This is a genomic window from Aquimarina sp. AU474 (assembly GCF_900312815.1).
Lineage (GTDB): Bacteria > Bacteroidota > Bacteroidia > Flavobacteriales > Flavobacteriaceae > Aquimarina.
Window position 1 is genome coordinate 101,411 of sequence record NZ_OMPE01000003.1, and the last position, 17,526, is coordinate 118,936.

The 17,526-nt window shown below is 32.6% G+C and carries 20 protein-coding genes; 9 read left to right on the forward strand and 11 right to left on the reverse strand.

Annotated features, from left to right (window positions below; translation table 11 throughout):
* Nucleotides 1-14: 14 nt before the first annotated feature.
* The 5 genes from DK508_RS00755 to rpmB form a co-directional block, all read right to left on the reverse strand.
* Nucleotides 15-1,685, reverse strand: coding sequence for a carboxypeptidase-like regulatory domain-containing protein (locus DK508_RS00755; protein WP_109298825.1), 1,671 nt, complete (start codon nt 1,683-1,685; stop codon nt 15-17).
* 116 nt (nt 1,686-1,801) lie between these two features.
* On the reverse strand, nt 1,802-2,755 hold the full coding sequence (gene ftsY / locus DK508_RS00760) for a signal recognition particle-docking protein FtsY (protein ID WP_109298826.1): 954 nt from the start codon (nt 2,753-2,755) through the stop codon (nt 1,802-1,804).
* Nucleotides 2,756-2,883: 128 nt separating this feature from the next.
* Nucleotides 2,884-3,036 (reverse strand): DUF4295 domain-containing protein, encoded by a 153-nt coding sequence (locus DK508_RS00765; RefSeq protein WP_082422566.1) that lies wholly within the window; start codon nt 3,034-3,036, stop codon nt 2,884-2,886.
* Between the two features lie 6 nt (nt 3,037-3,042).
* Nucleotides 3,043-3,225 (reverse strand): 50S ribosomal protein L33, encoded by a 183-nt coding sequence (gene rpmG / locus DK508_RS00770; protein WP_109298827.1) that lies wholly within the window; start codon nt 3,223-3,225, stop codon nt 3,043-3,045.
* Nucleotides 3,226-3,250: 25 nt separating this feature from the next.
* Nucleotides 3,251-3,490 (reverse strand): 50S ribosomal protein L28, encoded by a 240-nt coding sequence (rpmB, locus tag DK508_RS00775; RefSeq protein ID WP_109298828.1) that lies wholly within the window; start codon nt 3,488-3,490, stop codon nt 3,251-3,253.
* Nucleotides 3,491-3,687: 197 nt separating this feature from the next.
* Here rpmB and DK508_RS00780 point away from each other — a divergent pair, with 197 nt between their 5' ends.
* The 3 genes from DK508_RS00780 to DK508_RS00790 all read left to right on the forward strand — a co-directional run bounded on the left by DK508_RS00780 (nt 3,688) and on the right by DK508_RS00790 (nt 5,170).
* Nucleotides 3,688-4,098 (forward strand): hypothetical protein, encoded by a 411-nt coding sequence (locus DK508_RS00780; RefSeq protein ID WP_109298829.1) that lies wholly within the window; start codon nt 3,688-3,690, stop codon nt 4,096-4,098.
* A 98-nt stretch (nt 4,099-4,196) separates the two neighbouring features.
* Nucleotides 4,197-4,598 (forward strand): hypothetical protein, encoded by a 402-nt coding sequence (locus DK508_RS00785; RefSeq protein WP_109298830.1) that lies wholly within the window; start codon nt 4,197-4,199, stop codon nt 4,596-4,598.
* A 179-nt stretch (nt 4,599-4,777) separates the two neighbouring features.
* The gene (locus tag DK508_RS00790) at nt 4,778-5,170 is read left to right on the forward strand and encodes a hypothetical protein (RefSeq protein WP_109298831.1); all 393 of its coding nucleotides are present in this window, start codon (nt 4,778-4,780) and stop codon (nt 5,168-5,170) included.
* 7 nt (nt 5,171-5,177) lie between these two features.
* Here the strand turns inward: DK508_RS00790 and DK508_RS00795 are convergent, their stop codons facing one another.
* The 5 genes from DK508_RS00795 to DK508_RS00815 form a co-directional block, all read right to left on the reverse strand.
* Nucleotides 5,178-6,425, reverse strand: coding sequence for a competence/damage-inducible protein A (locus DK508_RS00795; RefSeq protein WP_109298832.1), 1,248 nt, complete (start codon nt 6,423-6,425; stop codon nt 5,178-5,180).
* A 3-nt stretch (nt 6,426-6,428) separates the two neighbouring features.
* Complete coding sequence (locus DK508_RS00800) at nt 6,429-6,767, reverse strand: Hpt domain-containing protein (protein WP_109298833.1); 339 nt, start codon at nt 6,765-6,767, stop codon at nt 6,429-6,431.
* Nucleotides 6,768-7,379: a fumarylacetoacetate hydrolase family protein gene (locus tag DK508_RS00805; protein WP_109298834.1), complete on the reverse strand. Its 612-nt coding sequence runs from the start codon at nt 7,377-7,379 to the stop codon at nt 6,768-6,770.
* 23 nt (nt 7,380-7,402) lie between these two features.
* Entirely contained in the window at nt 7,403-8,182 is a 780-nt protein-coding gene (locus DK508_RS00810; RefSeq protein WP_109298835.1) for a 3'-5' exonuclease, read from the reverse strand.
* A gap of 81 nt (nt 8,183-8,263) precedes the next feature.
* Entirely contained in the window at nt 8,264-8,950 is a 687-nt protein-coding gene (locus DK508_RS00815; RefSeq protein WP_109298836.1) for a metal-dependent transcriptional regulator, read from the reverse strand.
* 291 nt (nt 8,951-9,241) lie between these two features.
* Between DK508_RS00815 and DK508_RS00820 the strand changes: the two genes are divergently transcribed.
* From DK508_RS00820 to DK508_RS00845, 6 genes are all read left to right on the forward strand, one after another.
* The gene (locus DK508_RS00820; RefSeq protein WP_109298837.1) at nt 9,242-11,482 is read left to right on the forward strand and encodes a TonB-dependent receptor; all 2,241 of its coding nucleotides are present in this window, start codon (nt 9,242-9,244) and stop codon (nt 11,480-11,482) included.
* 68 nt (nt 11,483-11,550) lie between these two features.
* A complete protein-coding gene (locus DK508_RS00825; protein ID WP_109298838.1) occupies nt 11,551-12,465 on the forward strand; it encodes a metal ABC transporter solute-binding protein, Zn/Mn family in 915 nt (304 codons plus the stop codon).
* Nucleotides 12,465-13,202, forward strand: a complete 738-nt coding sequence (locus DK508_RS00830; protein WP_109298839.1) for a metal ABC transporter ATP-binding protein — start codon at nt 12,465-12,467, stop codon at nt 13,200-13,202. Before DK508_RS00825 ends, DK508_RS00830 begins: the two co-directional genes overlap by 1 nt.
* Nucleotides 13,203-13,207: 5 nt before the next feature.
* Complete coding sequence (locus tag DK508_RS00835; protein WP_109298840.1) at nt 13,208-14,338, forward strand: metal ABC transporter permease; 1,131 nt, start codon at nt 13,208-13,210, stop codon at nt 14,336-14,338.
* Nucleotides 14,331-15,491, forward strand: coding sequence for a metal ABC transporter permease (locus tag DK508_RS00840; RefSeq protein WP_109298841.1), 1,161 nt, complete (start codon nt 14,331-14,333; stop codon nt 15,489-15,491). Before DK508_RS00835 ends, DK508_RS00840 begins: the two co-directional genes overlap by 8 nt.
* Before the next feature lie 90 nt (nt 15,492-15,581).
* Nucleotides 15,582-15,902, forward strand: coding sequence for a hypothetical protein (locus tag DK508_RS00845; RefSeq protein ID WP_160114506.1), 321 nt, complete (start codon nt 15,582-15,584; stop codon nt 15,900-15,902).
* Between the two features lie 84 nt (nt 15,903-15,986).
* On the opposite strand, the gene DK508_RS00850 is transcribed toward DK508_RS00845, so the two are convergent.
* Nucleotides 15,987-17,474, reverse strand: coding sequence for an alpha/beta hydrolase (locus DK508_RS00850; RefSeq protein ID WP_109298843.1), 1,488 nt, complete (start codon nt 17,472-17,474; stop codon nt 15,987-15,989).
* Between the last annotated feature and the right edge of the window lie 52 nt (nt 17,475-17,526).

The following is a 17,526-nucleotide window of genomic DNA, read 5'->3' on the forward strand; positions in this document are numbered from 1 at the left end:
TACCTTAATCAAGCTTATTGATTTTTATTTCTTTTTAAAGGAGTATTTAACCAATATTCATTTTTTTTCTCGAAATCATTTATTTCAGATGTCGACAAGGGTGTATATTTATTCATAGCAGTTACATCCTGCGGTAATTCTTTATCAGGAAACACCTCTTGTACAAACATTTCTCTGTATTGATTTAATGTTATTTTAGGAGTTTTATTAATTACATTGCCCTCAAGATCTTTAATATTTTTAATATTTAATCTAATCTCTTTAGGGAAAGTTTCTTTATTAAAATTCGGTAATGAAAACAATTGTTTTTTATCAATATACACTCTTACATGATCACCAAAAACTGAAACATTTTTCACTTCAACCTTTAAATCTCTATACGAGTATGTTACTTTAAATTTTTTATTAAAAGGACCTATCGTATTTTTATCTACCTCCCTACTAAAATAAACATCAAAAAACACATCTTCAACATCAAAAAACTTATTCGCTAAATAAAGATCCTTAACATTCAAACTCTTATGTTTTACTTTAAAATGATCATCGCTTTTGACCTGGAATCTATTATTAAATGTGATATAATTTAAATACATTTTTTCTCCGATAGGAGCATACTCCGTAGTTACACCATACAACATCTTCTTAAATCTTTTTTCATAAACCTCATAGTTAAGTTTATGAATTGCAAAGTTTTTCTTAGCTATAAAAATTGTTCCTTTTGCCACATATTTTTTGCTTGATATATTTTCATGAGCCTTAAAAATAATTTCATAAATAGGCATGCCATCAAGATAACTAATACCATTAATTTCGAAAAAATGATTTTTGAGAAAATTTGCTCTAAAAACATTAACGTAAGAAAAGGATACTTTACTATGGTTTCGAATCGCATTAGTTACATTGAGCACACTCAATTCATTTCCTCCAAATGGAGGAATAATAACATTTTCAAGATATTTTTTCTTTCGATTATCGTATGGAACAGACAATGTTGTGTCCTGAACAAAAGCTGAATTTTGATGATATCTGTACACAAAAGTTTGATTTTGTTCATTAGAGAAATAATCCGTACTAAAACCAGCATCAAAAACCTCTACAATACTTTCATTAAGATTGATATACTCTGTATTCCTTTTACGATCGTAAAACTTATCATACGAATCATCTATCGGTTGCTGATAATCTCTATAATAAGCAATATAAGAAGAAGGTCTTGCTGGATGATTAACAGACAACTTTTTTAATGCTTCTATAACAATAGCCTCGGCACTGAGTTGTGGTTTTTTATTTTTTTTAGAAGTTTGTGGGGTCTTAGAAACTAATATGACCTCTTCTAATTCTTCAACATCTGGTTGTAGATAAATAATATTTATTTGATTCTTTTGAAGCTCACTAAGATTCAATTCTTTGGTTCTATATCCTATCGAAGATATACTTATCTTATTTAACGATTCGGATTGGATAGAATGTACAAGCCTAAATTCTCCCTTATCATCTGTTATTAGACCTTTATTAGTTCCTGTAAATCTAATGGTTGCATAGAGAACTGGAAACTTTGATTTTGAATCCAACACCTGACAAAGCAATTGATCATCAGCTATTTGATCTTGAGCATTAATTGATGATGGTAATAAAATAACCAAAAATAGGATACTTAAAATATTACTTTTCTTGAATATAATCATTAAAAAAAATTGTCGTTAATGGTTAATAATGTTTTCCCGATAAGGAAATTACAAAAAAAAAAGACACTTTGAAATCATCAAAATGTCTTTTTAACTATTTTATAACGATTCTTTTTTTACTTAAAAAAAGAATCTACAAATTCATACTTATTAAATACCTGAAGATCTTCGATTCCTTCTCCTACACCTATATACTTTACAGGAATCTGAAATTGATCGCTTATTCCGATAACCACACCACCTTTGGCGGTACCATCTAACTTTGTTACTGCCAAAGACGTTACCTCGGTCGCAGCTGTAAATTGTTTAGCTTGCTCAAACGCATTTTGACCTGTTGAACCATCTAAAACCAACAATACATCATGCGGAGCGTTTCCTATCACTTTTTGCATTACTCGTTTCACTTTGGTCAATTCGTTCATCAAATTCACTTTATTGTGTAACCTTCCGGCAGTATCGATAATAATTACATCTGCATCTTGATTAACGCCTGATTGTAGTGTATCAAAAGCTACCGATGCAGGGTCACTTCCCATATCTTGTTTTACAATAGGAACATCTACTCTATCAGCCCAAACCTGTAATTGATCTATTGCAGCTGCTCTAAATGTATCCGCAGCTCCTAACACGACCTTTAACCCTTTGTTTTTTAACTGAAAAGCAAGTTTACCTATTGTTGTTGTTTTACCAACACCATTAACCCCCACAACCATAAGAACATATGGCTTTTTATCCTTAGGGATTTCAAAGTCTGCTGCCTCTCCTACATTTGTTTCAGACAATAAACCAGCTATCTCTTCACGTAAGATTTGATTTAACTCATCTGTTCCTAAATATTTATCCTGAGCAACACGGTTTTCAATTCTTTCTATAATTTTAATTGTGGTTTTAACCCCAACATCACTTGTTACCAATATCTCTTCTAACTCATCCAAAACATCATCATCCACCTTGGATTTACCAGCAACCGCCTTGCTTAACTTGGAAAAAAAACTCGTTTTAGATTTTTCTAATCCTTTATTAAGTGTTTCTTTTTTGTCTGAAGAAAATATATTTTTAAAAAGCGCCATTTATATTATTCAATATGATAAAAACTAAAAAAAATTAACTACTCATATATGAGTAGTTAAATATAAAAAGAAAGAGCCATTTCAATACAATTGAAACGGCTTCTTTTTAAAATATTTTTACAAGAGAATTACTTTTTCTTTAAAAAGTCATTTACAGCTTCTGGAGCCATAATAGATTCTACAAAAGTATAAGCTCCACTTTTTGGAGACTTCACCATCTTTATGGCTTTAGTTAATCTCTTTGATCCTGTCTGTAATGACGCTACTGATTTCTTTGCCATGTCTTATTATTTTATTTCTTTATGAACAGTCATTTTCTTAAGAATAGGATTAAATTTCTTTAATTCTACTCTATCAGGAGTGTTCTTTTTGTTCTTTGTTGTAATATATCTTGATGTACCTGGCTTACCAGTAGCTTTATGCTCTGTACATTCTAAGATAACTTGTACTCTATTGCCTCTCTTCGCCATTTGTAGTATCTTTTAAAAAAGGAGATTATTTATTCAAGAAACCTTTTTCTCTTGCTTCTTTAATAACAGCAGAGATTCCGTTCTTATTTATATTTTTTAATGCTGCAGTAGACACTTTAAGTGTTACCCAACGATCTTCTTCTGGAATGTAAAAACGCTTTTTAATTAAATTCGCATTGAATTTACGTTTTGTTTTATTCATCGCGTGAGAAACATTGTTCCCAACCATTGCTTTTTTTCCTGTAAGCTCGCAAACTCTTGACATCTCTTCTTAATTTTGGTATTATTTCAAAACAGGGTGCAAATTAACGAATTATTTACCGAACCACCAATTATTGTTTTGTATTTTTTTATCTTTTTCTTTAAGTTTCATTTTAGCATTTTTATTCCTCATAGAATATTGTATATTTCATCATACCCCTCTTAAAACTCATTCTCATAGGATAACAAATATTCGTCAAAATGTATGAAAATTTTAAAGATAAATTAATAGCCAAACATATCATCAAAAACATTGGCACTTTTTATTATTACCAGAATTTTATAATATCAGAAATTGACGAAGGAACGGTTATCACATTAAACGAAGTTTTACAGGTATCTTCTAAATACACAAAAAAATATTACGGCAATTTAACTCCTTTTGTCTACATAGCCAATAGAGTTCATTCATATTCATTAGAACCAACAGTACATTTTAAAACTGCCAAAATGTTTCCTAACGCCAAGGGATATGGTATCGTGATTTACAACTCTTTAAATGAACAGATTGCAAAATTAGAACAAACTTTTTTAAATATACCCACTCAAGTTTTTGATAACTTGAACACTGCTATACAATGGGCTGAAAGTTTGGTGATGAGTGATGATTAAATCAAAAATGTCATTCTAATTCTATCCAGAAAAACCAAAATACTTGTTGGTTTAGAAAAATCATTAGTCTATCTTAGATATACCAACTTTTGTGTATTATGTCTTGGAAAATTAATAAAAGACTTATTAGAAAGCATGTTCTCGATTTTGGAACGGTACATTTCTATGAAAATTTTATTATTGTTGAAGTAAAAGAAGGAGTTATTCTTAATTTTGAAAAAGCCGCGCAAATGTTTATGCTTGGCAAGGAATATTACGGAAAAAAAACTCCATTTGTATACATATCAAACCGGATACATTCGTATTCTTTTGAACCTACATCTCATTTCAAATCATCCGAATTATTTCCTAATTTAAAAGGTGTTGCTGTAGTGACCTACTCCCCTATTAACAGCAATGTAGCAGAGCTAGAACAATCATTTTTAAAGAAACCATCAGCAATTTTTCATAGCTTAGAAGAAGCTATTATTTGGGCCGAGCAATTAATTATTCCAGATTAATTCCCTATCTCTTGATTGCAAAATCAAGAGATAATAACACCCATTATATTTTTAAAGTTATCAACTATAAGGCTCGCAAGTGGTAAAAAAAAAACATAAAACACTGTAAATCAGTATTCAAATGAAAGGAACACCTTCTTTAAACGACTTATCCTTCACTAATAAAAAAACAACACTTCATGCAACCTAAAAATGACAAACTAATCAAAAAATACGATCTTACTTTGGGTACGTATTATTTTTTTGAAGGATATTTTATAGCAGAAATAAGAGAAGGAGAAGTAATAACTCTAGAAAAGCTCAACGACCTTATTCCATTGGTTTTGAAACATTATGGAGACGGAAAACCTTTTTCATATATCTCTAACAGGGTTAATTCACATTCTATTTCACCAGTAGATTATTTAAGTTGTCCCCTTAATGGGATGGAAAACTTTAATGGATATGGTGTTGTGACTTATAGCAACCTTTGTGAAAAGTCTATACAAGTTGAAAAACACTTTGCCAAAAAACCGTTTCACCAATTTAACGATTTAGAAGATGCCATTAACTGGACTAAAAAAAGTGCTTAAAATTTATTTAATTATTTTTTAATTCTTCCAACAGCAGTTCAAATGATTTATGCACTGTTTTACCTATAACTCGTTCACGAAGATTACCAAACTCATACTTTTTAACAAAAGTGTTTTGTGGTGTTGATATAGCAATAAAAACAGTACCCACATCAACTCCTCCATCTCCTTTTGTTGGACCAGCGTTACCTGTTGTCGCAATTGCATAATCTGATTTAAATTTCTTTTTAACAGCTTCAGCCATTGCCTGGGCTACTTCGGCACTAGTAACAGAAAACTCTTCTATACTATCTGGATTAATCCCAAGAATATCGACCTTAGATTGAGTAGCATACGTAACTACCCCCCCATTAAAATATTGAGAAGCTCCTGCAATAGCAGTAAATGATTCTGCAATTTTACCTCCAGTACAACTTTCGGCTAAAGCTAGAGTTTCGTTTCGTTTTTTTAACAGATATCCTATTCGTGCTTCTATAGCTTCATCATCCTCATAACCTACAATAATATCTCCGATAATTTCATGAAGCGCAAGAATTCTGTCCTCGATCGTATCTTCAAGCAATTTTTTATTATCTCCTCTTGCAGAAAGGCGTAATCGCACCTTACCCAAATTAGGTAAATATGCCAATTTTATAAATGACGGCAAATCATTTTCCCAATCTTCGATCTTTTTGGCAACAGCACTCTCTCCCATACCATATGTATGCACTGTTTTATGAAGTATATATGGTCGATCAAATCTTTTTTGTAATCTTGGCAACACCTCATTTTTCATTAATCCTTTCATCTCAAAAGGAACTCCGGGCATAGATACAAATACCTTACCTTCTTTTTCGAGCCACATTCCAGGCGCAGTACCGTATTGATTCATTAATACTTTTGCTGTGCTAGGAACTAAGGCTTGCTGTCTGTTAATATCAGATATTGGTGTAGAAATATACTTTGCAAACAGCACCTCTATATGATGTAATACTTCTGTATTTTCGACTAAAGTATCATTAAAATATTCACAAATAGTATGCTTTGTTATATCATCCTTGGTAGGGCCTAAACCACCAGTTATTAAGATTATATCAGCCCTGTTTTTGGCTTCATCAATTGCATTAAGAATATGCTGCTTATCATCACTAATCGAGCTAATCTGATACACATCAACTCCAATTTTATTAAGCTCTTTTCCCATAAAAGCAGAATTCGAATCTACGATTTGCCCTATAAGAATTTCGTCTCCTATTGTAATTATTTCTGCAAGCATAATTTATGCGAAGTCCGCCTTTAATTCTTCAATAGCGGCGTTTACAGTAGTTACAATATGATCTAAAATTGGTTTTATCTCCTCCTTAGCTTTCTTAGTTTTGGACCAAGCTTCTATTTGTTTAATCTGCGTAAGAAGCTCAATATCAAATAATTGAAGATTAGGTTTCATTTTATGAGCATATTGATATGCCATTTCCGGATTATTTGAATCAACTGCCTGTACCATACTATCTAGGTCTGGTGGAATCTCTTCTAAAAAAGTTTGTACCAGGACAGCAATGAACTCATCATCACCCCCAGATAATTCGTGTACATTCTTTAAACTGTATCCTTTGCTCATTTATTTTATTTTTATTGAAAAAAGTTGTTTGTCGCTAATGTAGCCTGTTAAAATATCGTCTGGTTTCACAGATCCAACTCCAGCTGGCGTACCCGTAAATATAACATCTCCTATCTTTAAAGTAAAATATTTTGATACATATTCTATTAATTCATCGATCTTCCATAGCATTAATTTAGTATTTCCTTGCTGAACAATTTCTTCATTTTTTTCTAAATGAAAATCAATGTTATCGACATTAGAAAATTCTTCTTTCGGAATCCATTTACCAATAACAGCCGCTCCATCAAAGGCTTTGGCCTTTTCCCAGGGTAAGCCTTTTTTCTTAAGACTACTCTGTAAATCTCTAGCAGTAAAATCTATACCTAAACTTATTTCGTCGTAATATTTATGCGCAAATTTTTGTTCAATATATTTACCAACTTTTTTAATTTTTACCAAAACTTCAACTTCATGATGGATATCATTCGAGAAATCTGGAATAAAAAAGGGTTGTTTTTTTAGTAATATTGAAGTATCTGGCTTTAAAAACACAACAGGATCTGTTGGTTTCTCATTTTCTAATTCTTCAATATGATCGGTATAATTTCGTCCAATACAAATAAGTTTCATAAATGAAAATACTGAGAAAGTGATTATAATTTTAGGCTATTGTTTAATCTACGAAGTCTAATAGCGGTAAGTACTTTTTTTGTATATAAAGGAAAGTCTGCATTTTGAATCCAACCAAAATACCCCGGTTCTTCATCCATTACTTTTTCTACCAATTTCCCTTTATGCTTCCCAAAAGAAAAAACTTCTTTCCCATTATCATCAAAAGCTATAAAGCCTGCAAAATCTGCAAATTGTTTTCTAGAACTAAACTCAGACAAAAATTTAATATCATTTTCAAGTTCGGGATATTTATCTAATTGAGATTTTAGTACTTCATAAGTTGCAATAGTGTCGGCTTCGGCAGAATGCGCGTTCTCCAAGCTTTTATCACAATAGAAGGTATAAGCAGCCGATAAGGTTCTTTTTTCCATTTTATGATAAATAGTTTGCACATCAACTGCTACCGTGTTTTTCATATCAAAATCAAAACCAGTCCTAAGTAATTCCTCTGCTAATAATGGAATATCAAATCTATTAGAGTTAAATCCTCCCAAATCACAACCTTTTATCATTTCGCTAACCGCGGTAGCTATCTGCTTAAATGTAGGTTCATTTGCGATTTTTGCGTCATCAATACCATGCACAGCAGTAGTTTCGGCAGGAATTGGCATTTCAGGATTTACCAGCCAAGTTTTACTTTCCTGTGTACCATTTGGGAAAATTTTGAGAATAGAAATTTCTACGATACGATCCTTAGAAATATTTACCCCGGTAGTTTCAAGATCGAAAAAACATATCGGTTTTTTTAAATTAAGCTCCATAAATTGATTGTGTGATACTCAAAGATAACAGCTATTCTTTAACATTCTTATAGCTAAACTCTATTTTAACATTTGTAAAACTTATACGACCTTCTTAACGAATACATTATCTGCAAATTTTCTGGTTACAGTTTCAATAACATCATTAAATTGTATACGAATCGACTTATCAAATTCACGTACTTCGAGGACCCTTATTTCGCTACTTAATGCCAGGCCAATTTCGGAAACATATTTTAAAAAACTAACAGACCCGTCATTAACAGCTACCAATTCACATACATCACCATCCAATAAAGAAGATAACGTTATTTTTGGCAAAACAGAGTACTCCCCATTAGCATTAGGAATAAGTTCTCCATGAGGATCATTTTTAGGATAATCCATAAATCGATCTAATTCATCTATCAATTTCCGAGATTTTATATGTTCCAATTGCTCGGCCACATCATGTACTTCATCCCAAGTAAAATTGAGGTATTTACATAAAAAAGTCTCCCATAATCTATGTTTCCTAATTAATCTTACAGCTATAGATCTACCTTCCTCAGTTAGATCCAATTTACCATACTTCTCACTAATTACATATTCTTTAGCTTTCAGCTTTTTAATCATATTATTAGTAGAAGCAGGAGAAACCTTTAAATATTCAGCCAATTGATTATTCCCTACTTTGGTAGCATTATCCTCTACAAGCAGCTGAAACAGCGCTTTTAGATAATCCTCTTCACTTTTTGTTAAATTATTCAAATTTAATTTGTTAGTCATAGCTAACTTTTTTAGTTTTGCAGCATTAATAAACAAAAATACTAAACCTAATGAAATTATATAGTATAAACGTATTTACTTTTTTACGTTGGCTAAATTGCAGTTTAAATTTCAAAAAACTAATTACCCTAATGTAAAAAGAAATACAAAGTAACGCAGTCATCAATTACTCTCATTTAAATAAATCAAAATCTAAACTGGAAATAATTTAAAAATCAAATTAATTAAAATAACATCTCGACATTATTTTAATTGTTTGTTTTTGATTTTAGACCCGAAAGTCAATAATTAATGCAAATTAAATTTTTATTCATACTATTATTAACCCTACAAGTAATTACGGGTCAAGAAACCGGAAACATAAAAGGTGTTGTAACACTAGACAACAATCTTATTCTAGGAGCTGATGTTTATTTAAAATTTAATACCACCATTGGAACAGCTACCGATATAGATGGAAAATACAATTTGAACAGTATTCCTGTGGGTGAACACATCATCTATTTTACTTATGTTGGTGCAAATACTACACAGAAAAAAGTTATCATTAAACCTAATGAAACTACTGCCTTAGATATCAATCTAACATCTAACGTTAATTTAGAAGAAGTAATTGTTTCTGTACCTGGATCTAGGCTTCAAAAAGATTTAGTGGTTAATGTATCTAAACAAAAACTAGCAGATATAAACTATGCTACATCCAATAGTCTTGCTGAAAGTATTACTAATATTATTGGAATATCACAAAATAGTACTGGTAATAGTATAGGAAAACCCGTAATTCGAGGTTTAACAAGTAACAGAGTAGTAACCTACGCACAAGGAACCAGAATTGAAAATCAGCAATGGGGAGGCGAACACGGCCTAGGTGTAAGTAGTACAGGAGTTAAAAGTATTGAAGTAATCAAAGGACCAGCCTCACTCTTATACGGTTCTGATGCGATTGGAGGCGTTCTTTATTTTCTAGATGAAGATTTTACCAAGAAAAGCATTGAAGGTACTATAGAAACGGGATATTTTACAAATACTCAAACAAGTCAAAGCAGGGGTGGTATTAAATCTCGGATTAACGATTTTAAAGCAAATGTATTTTTAGGATATACATCAGCAGGAGATTACACCCTTCCTGAAGATGCACAAAGTACCGGGAATAGAGTTTTTAACACACGTTTTGACGAAAAAACTGCTAAAATAGTTCTTGGGTTAGACAAAGAAAATTATCAGTTAAAACTTTCTTATAGTTATTTAAACAATTTTTTCGGAATCCCAGATAATCCTAATGGCACACCTTTTACGAATGATTTTTCTAGAGATTTCGTTTTACCATTTCAAGATGTCACCCAGCATAATGTTTCATTAGAAAATAATTTTCGATTATCTAAAGCCAAAATAGATTTGATATTGGGATACGCAGAAAATGATAGGCAAGAATTTAATGAAATAGAAAGCCAACCCGATTTACATCTAAATTTGGATGTATTAAGCTATAACATAAAGGCCTCTGATTTCATTCAGTCATCTAAGTTTGATATGACCATTGGTGCTCAAGGACTGTTTCAAAATAATGAAAACCGTGGCACCGTTTTTTTAATTCCTGATGGTAGTAGTACAGAAAATGGAGTCTTTGGTTTATTCAACTATACTATTTCAGACAATTTAAGATTACAATCGGGACTTCGTTTTGATAGTAAAACCGTTAAAGCCGAAAGTGTCGAGATAGATGGTGAGATTAATTTTGCAAATTTTAATGAAACTTATAACACCCTAAATTACTCTTTTGGCGCCAAATACGATATTAGTGATTTTTCTTTCAGGTTTAATATCGCTTCGGGATATAGAGCTCCAAATGTGTCAGAATTGCTTTCAAATGGAGAGCATGGCGGAATTGGAAGAATAGAAGTTGGAGATCAAAATCTGAATAGTGAGTCTGCAACGCAATTTGATTTTGCCATCAATTATGAAACTAGTGAATTAAAAATCATAATCAATCCTTTTTTAAACAGTATTAACGATTATATCTTTATTTCCCCAACAGGAGAAAGAGGAGAAGATAACCTTCCTATTTTCGCATATTTACAGGAAGACGCTACTTTATACGGAGGAGAGTTTAGTCTAAATTATCACCCCGTACAATTGCCTAAGTTGACTTTGCAAACCGGAGCAGCACTAACCTTTGGGGATGACAGTTCTAATAGCCCTTTACCATTAATCCCTCCAGTTAATTTTAATAGTCGCATTTCTTATGATTTTGACCTAGGCTCTGATTTTAAATTAAATACAGCATATATTCAAATGCAAAATTATCTTGAACAAAATAGAGTTACACAAGAAGAATTACCAAACGATGCATACTCTTTAATTGATTTTGGATTTGGAGCTTCTTATAAATCATTACAATTTAATTTTACCGTTAAAAATTTATTCGATGCAGAATATACCGACCACCTATCATTGTTAAAAACGTTTATTGATGGATTTGTAATTCCAAATCCGGGTCGAGATTTTGTATTTAACCTAAAATATGATTTTTAGTTCCTTATTTTGTTATTTAGTTTTTTTAATATTGAAAAGAATAAAAATCGATCAAAAATATATAGTAAATGAAAAAAATCTTAATCCTATTCACGGTATCTCTCCTCCTATTTTCATGTAAAGAAGAAAAAAAGAGTGAAAACCAAAAACTGAATGTAGTAACTACTACATCAATGATAACAGATCTAGTTAAAAACATTGGTGGAGATGCTATAGAAGTTAATGGTTTAATGGGTAGTGGTGTTGACCCACACTTATATAAGGCCAGTGAAGGAGATGTTAATAAATTGGTGAATGCAAATGTTATTTTCTACAATGGCTTACATCTGGAGGGAAAACTTGTCGAGGTATTCGAAAAAATGGAGCACCAAGATATTAAAACGATTGCCGTAGGAGAAAGCTTAGACAAAAATACCTTGATCGGTTCTGACTATTTCGCATCTAATTATGATCCGCATATATGGTTCAGCGTTGATAATTGGAAAATCATTACCTCATTTGTAATCAAAACTCTAAAAGAAATTGATCCAAAAAATGCAGAGCTTTTTGAAGCGAACGGAAAAGAGTATCTTAACAAACTTAATACTCTAAATACTAAACTAGAAAATATCATAGTTACTTTACCAAAAGAAAAAAGAATTTTGGTAACTGCTCATGATGCGTTTAGTTATTTTGGAAAAGCATATAGTTTTGATGTAGTTGGTTTACAAGGATTATCAACAGCAACAGAAGCAGGGGTGCAAGACGTACAGAAATTAGCTAATTTTATAATCGAAAAAGAAGTAAAAGCCATTTTTGTAGAAACGTCTGTTCCTAAAAGAACAATTGAAGCATTACAAGCTGCTGTAAAATCAAAAGATCATGAGGTTACCATTGGAGGCACGTTATTTTCTGATGCCCTAGGGAATCCAGGAACAAATGAAGGTACGTATATTGGTATGTTTGAGTATAATGTGAATACTATAGTAAATGCTTTAAAATAATGAGTGAAAAAATTGCCGTTCAGATAGATGACCTTACTGTAGCATACAACTACAAACCTGTACTATGGGATATTGACTTGGCAATTCCTGAGGGGGTTCTTATGGCTATTGTAGGTCCAAATGGAGCAGGGAAATCTACATTGATCAAATCTATTTTAGACATTATCAAACCTATCGCAGGTAGTATTCAAATCTATGGAAAACCCTACAAAAAGCAGCGATCTCTAGTAGCTTACGTACCTCAAAAAGGAAGTGTTGATTGGGACTTTCCTACCACTGCTCTAGATGTTGTTATGATGGGTACATATGGTAGTCTTGGCTGGATAAAAAGACCAGGGCGAAAACAAAAAAAAGCCGCCCTTGAAGCTCTTGAAAAAGTTGGGATGCTCGCTTTTAAAAGTAGGCAAATTAGCCAGTTATCTGGAGGGCAACAACAACGTATCTTTTTGGCCAGAGCTTTGGTTCAAAATGCATCTATATATTTTATGGATGAACCTTTTCAAGGCGTTGATGCGACTACAGAAAAAGCTATTATCAACATCCTAAAAGAACTTCGAAAAGCTGGAAAAACAGTAATAGTAGTACATCATGATTTACAAACTGTTCCAGAATATTTTGATTGGGTTACCTTCTTAAATGTAAAAAAGATAGCGACAGGGCCCGTTAAAGATATTTTTAACGATGATAACCTTACCAAAACATATGGTATTAATTACAAAGTTAGTGTACAACAATAATTCGAATGGATTTAAAAGAATACATTGATCTCGTCTTTACTGACTATACCTTGAGAACAATCACCTTGGGTACTGCCGTTTTGGGAGCAATATGCGGAATGTTAGGCAGTTTTGCTGTATTGCGTAAGCAAAGCCTTTTGGGAGACGCGATATCTCATGCAGCTTTACCGGGTATAGCTATAGCCTTCCTTATCATTGGTACGAAAAACAGTTCTATATTTCTTCTTGGTGCTTTAATCAGTGGTTTAATAGGAACCTTTTGGATTCGAGGGATCACCAGTAAAACTCACCTTAAATCGGATACCGCATTAGGGCTTATTTTATCACTTTTTTTTGGTTTCGGGATGCTCCTATTGACTTACATTCAAAAAAAACCAAATGCCAATCAAGCTGGACTTGAGAGTTATCTTTTTGGGCAGGCCGCCACATTACTAGAATCTGATGTATGGCTTATGGTTATTGTTACTGCAATTAGTTTAATTATTTTATTGCTTTTCTGGAAAGAACTAAAACTATTACTTTTTGATGCTGATTACACCAAAACACTAGGCTTTAATATTAAGTTTTTGGATATTTTGATCACAACATTTATTGTTATTGCAATTGTATTGGGTTTACAAACTGTTGGTGTCGTCCTTATGAGCGCAATGCTTTTAGCACCGGCAGCAGCAGCAAGACAATGGACCAATAACTTAGCAGTAATGGTATTCTTAGCTGCCGTTTTTGGCGCTTTTTCTGGGGTATTTGGTACAGCCATCAGTGCCAGTCACAATAATTTATCTACAGGTCCCGTAATTGTACTAGTAGCAGGTGTTTTTGTTCTTTTTTCTTTTATTTTCTCACCTGGACGTGGTTTATTATTTAGAGAAATACGTTTTAGAAAAAACAGAAACGATTTACAATTACATAAAACATTATCCTTTATGTACAATATTGCGAGTACTCACGAGAACATAGCGCATCCACATGCTATCAAAATCTTGAACAATTTTCAAGGGTTTACGCGAAAATCACTTCAAAAGTTAGAAGATAAAAACTATGTGAAAATCGAAGGGAATATGTGGTCTATGACCGAATCGGGTTATCATACCGCAGCAAATCTATATGATCAATTAATCAAAGAAGAAGATGAGTAATGCACAAATTGAAATACAACTAATTGCCAGTCTGGTTGCGATTGCTTGTGCCATCCCGGGTACTTTTTTGGTGTTACGCAAAATGGCACTAATTACTGATGCTATCAGTCATTCTATTTTACCGGGAATCGTTGTTGGTTTTTTTATCACGCATGATTTATCATCCCCTCTATTAATTATAATGGCAGCGGCTAGCGGAGTACTTACGGTTGTACTGGTAGAGTTTATTCAAAAAACAGGATTAGTAAAAGAAGACACTGCAATTGGATTGGTGTTTCCAGCATTATTTAGTATTGGGATTATACTAATTGCCCAAAATGCCAATGATGTTCATCTAGACGTCGATGCTGTATTGCTCGGTGAACTTGCATTTGCCCCTTTTGATAGATTTATGATCTCTGGTATAGACATGGGACCAAAATCTCTTTGGATTATCGGATCAATTCTCATTATCACCTTAGGATTATTATTTGCATTTTTTAAAGAACTAAAAGTAAGTACGTTTGATGCTGGTCTTGCATCTGCCTTGGGATTATCTCCCGTAATAATGCATTATGGACTGATGACTGTTTCATCGATTACCACTGTAGGGGCTTTTGATGCCGTAGGAGCTATATTAGTTATTGCCTTAATGATAGCTCCGGCAGCAACCGCTTACCTATTAACAAATGACCTCAAGAAAATGCTCTTATTGGCTGTTACCTTTGGAGTGGGAAGTGCCATTTCTGGATATTGGATGGCTCACGCCCTAGATACCTCTATCTCTGGATCCATGACAACAGTATTAGGGATAGTTTTTTTGATAGTATATTTATTTGCTCCTAACAAAGGATTATTCTCAGTGCTTTATCGACAACGACAACAGCGTATTGAGGTATCTTTGCTTACATTTCTTCTTCATTTAGGAAATCATAAGGAAGAAGAAGAGAGACATGTAAAACACCTTAATGAACATATTAACTGGCAAAAAGTACAATCCAAATCTGTATTAGATTTAGCTCTTAAAAACAATATGATCTCTATAAATAATGACATTGTCTCTTTAACAAAGAAAGGTAAAAAATTTACTACCGAAGCTATTGACTATATTGTTACTAATAAGAATTCTGAAATTGAAAATATGAAAGATCGTTTCTTTTTGTTTAGAGGTTAAACAAGTACTTTTACTTTATATATGATAATTTTGATATCCATAAAAAAGAACTTTACGCTAGTACTTCTTTTTATGTTCTTATCCAATATCATGACCTTTACTCAAGATAAGCCAGTTCGATTGGTCGAAGAAAAATTAAAAAAAAGAACCATTTTACACGTTCAAAATGATACTGATTATGAAAAAAGCGTGTTCCTGAAAGTAAATCCAACTGGTTATCGCAGGAGTGCCCAACGACCTATCATAAAAAAAATTCCTCCAAAAAGCAAGGTTCAAATGCTCATTCTTATTCCGTTAACAGACGTAGAGTCATATTACACGTACAACCTTATTGTAAATGATCAACTCGAAACCATAGATATAGATCGTGGTAAAAAAACAGTAAAAAAAGACACTATATTACCCAATTAAAATTACTCGCTGTAAAAACTATCAAACAACAAAAGAATCCCCAAATAGGAATTCTTTTATCTGTTAGAATAAAACATTAAATTATCACTTCTTTTTTTGCATAGAAGGATGTGATAACTTACCGGTATCTCCTACTACCGGGATAAACTTTAATTTTGGGTAAGATAAGGCTACATCATCTACATTTTCACCTTTTAGAAAACGAATAATCGCAGATCCTGCTTCTGGATGTGTTAGAATCTGTTCATGCCCTGCATTATCAATAATTATATGACTACTATTAGAAAACCCCCATCTCACCTCTTCGGCTTGATGCGGAGGTGTATTAAAATCCAATGTACCGCTCATAAACAAAGTTCGAGTATTACTGATAAGCGGAGATCTAAACTCGCTACCTAAATCTGGAGCCGGCCAATTCGAATCTAAAGATACATTTACAATATTTTTAAAAATACTCTTCTTTTTCTCTTCTGCTATACGCTGTAGTCTATTTGCAGATGCTCCAGAAGCCTTATCCATGGTTACAGACATGCCTTGTACCCCAAATAAAAGTCGAATACGTTTTTGAACAAACCATTTCAAAATCGAATAATCTCCTTGATCAATTGTATAAAGCAATCTCGGAAAAACAGGTAAATCACTGCGATCACCAATATCCAATCTCAAGATTAAATTTAGGCCAAAAGGCCCTATATCTACTTTCATCGGTGAATTTGTTAATGGGGAAATCACTTCTAATGTTATGGGTTCTTTTTCTATTTTCCTTACGACCCTTTTGTATAATTCTACCAAATCGGGTACTTCTATATTTACATTTTGATCTTGATTAGAAAGCATTGCTATCTTATAAAACTGAGTATCCATAGTCGAAGGCAACTTAAAAGTATGATCACTACCCTCTACCCCGATTAACACTGCATTTTCTATCTGCTTTTTGAAATACTTTATATAAGCTTGACCTAAATGTGTTCCATAACTAAAGCCCAACAGGGATACTTTATCATACTTTAACGCTTTTCTGAGCTCATCAATATCTTTGGCATTCTCAATAGTAGTATACCCTTCTAAATCCACTTTACGTCTAGCAAAATCTATTAAAGCATTACGATTTACCTCATCAAAATATTCTTTGGCCTTTTCTTCGCTTACCAGAACATCTTGAGGAATGTCATTTTTCCATATGTACAAGACTCTTTCTGTACCACGACCAGTTCCTCTTTGATCTAAAAGAATAACATCTCCCAGTGCCAAATAAGGCAACCAGTTTTCTAAAGAATAAGGATCTTTGGCTTGCCATGTACTACTCCCTCCTGGACCACCAGCTAAATAAATTACCGGAGCTTTCGGGTTTGGATTTGTACTTTTTAGTTGGATAAAATGAATGTCAATTTCTTCGGAGTTTTCTTTATTGCGATTTTCTAAAACTTTGAGTTTACCTACATAAGCTTCAATTTTTTTTCCAGAATCGCTCTTAAAAGATTGTTTTTTAAGCATCAACCTTTGATTTCCTTCTTGAGCCAAACAAAAATGAATACAAAAAATGAAGGATAAAAAATAGAATACATGTTTCATGATATGTTGTTTTTTGAATGCAATATGGGCTTAATTCAGAATCACTATTTAA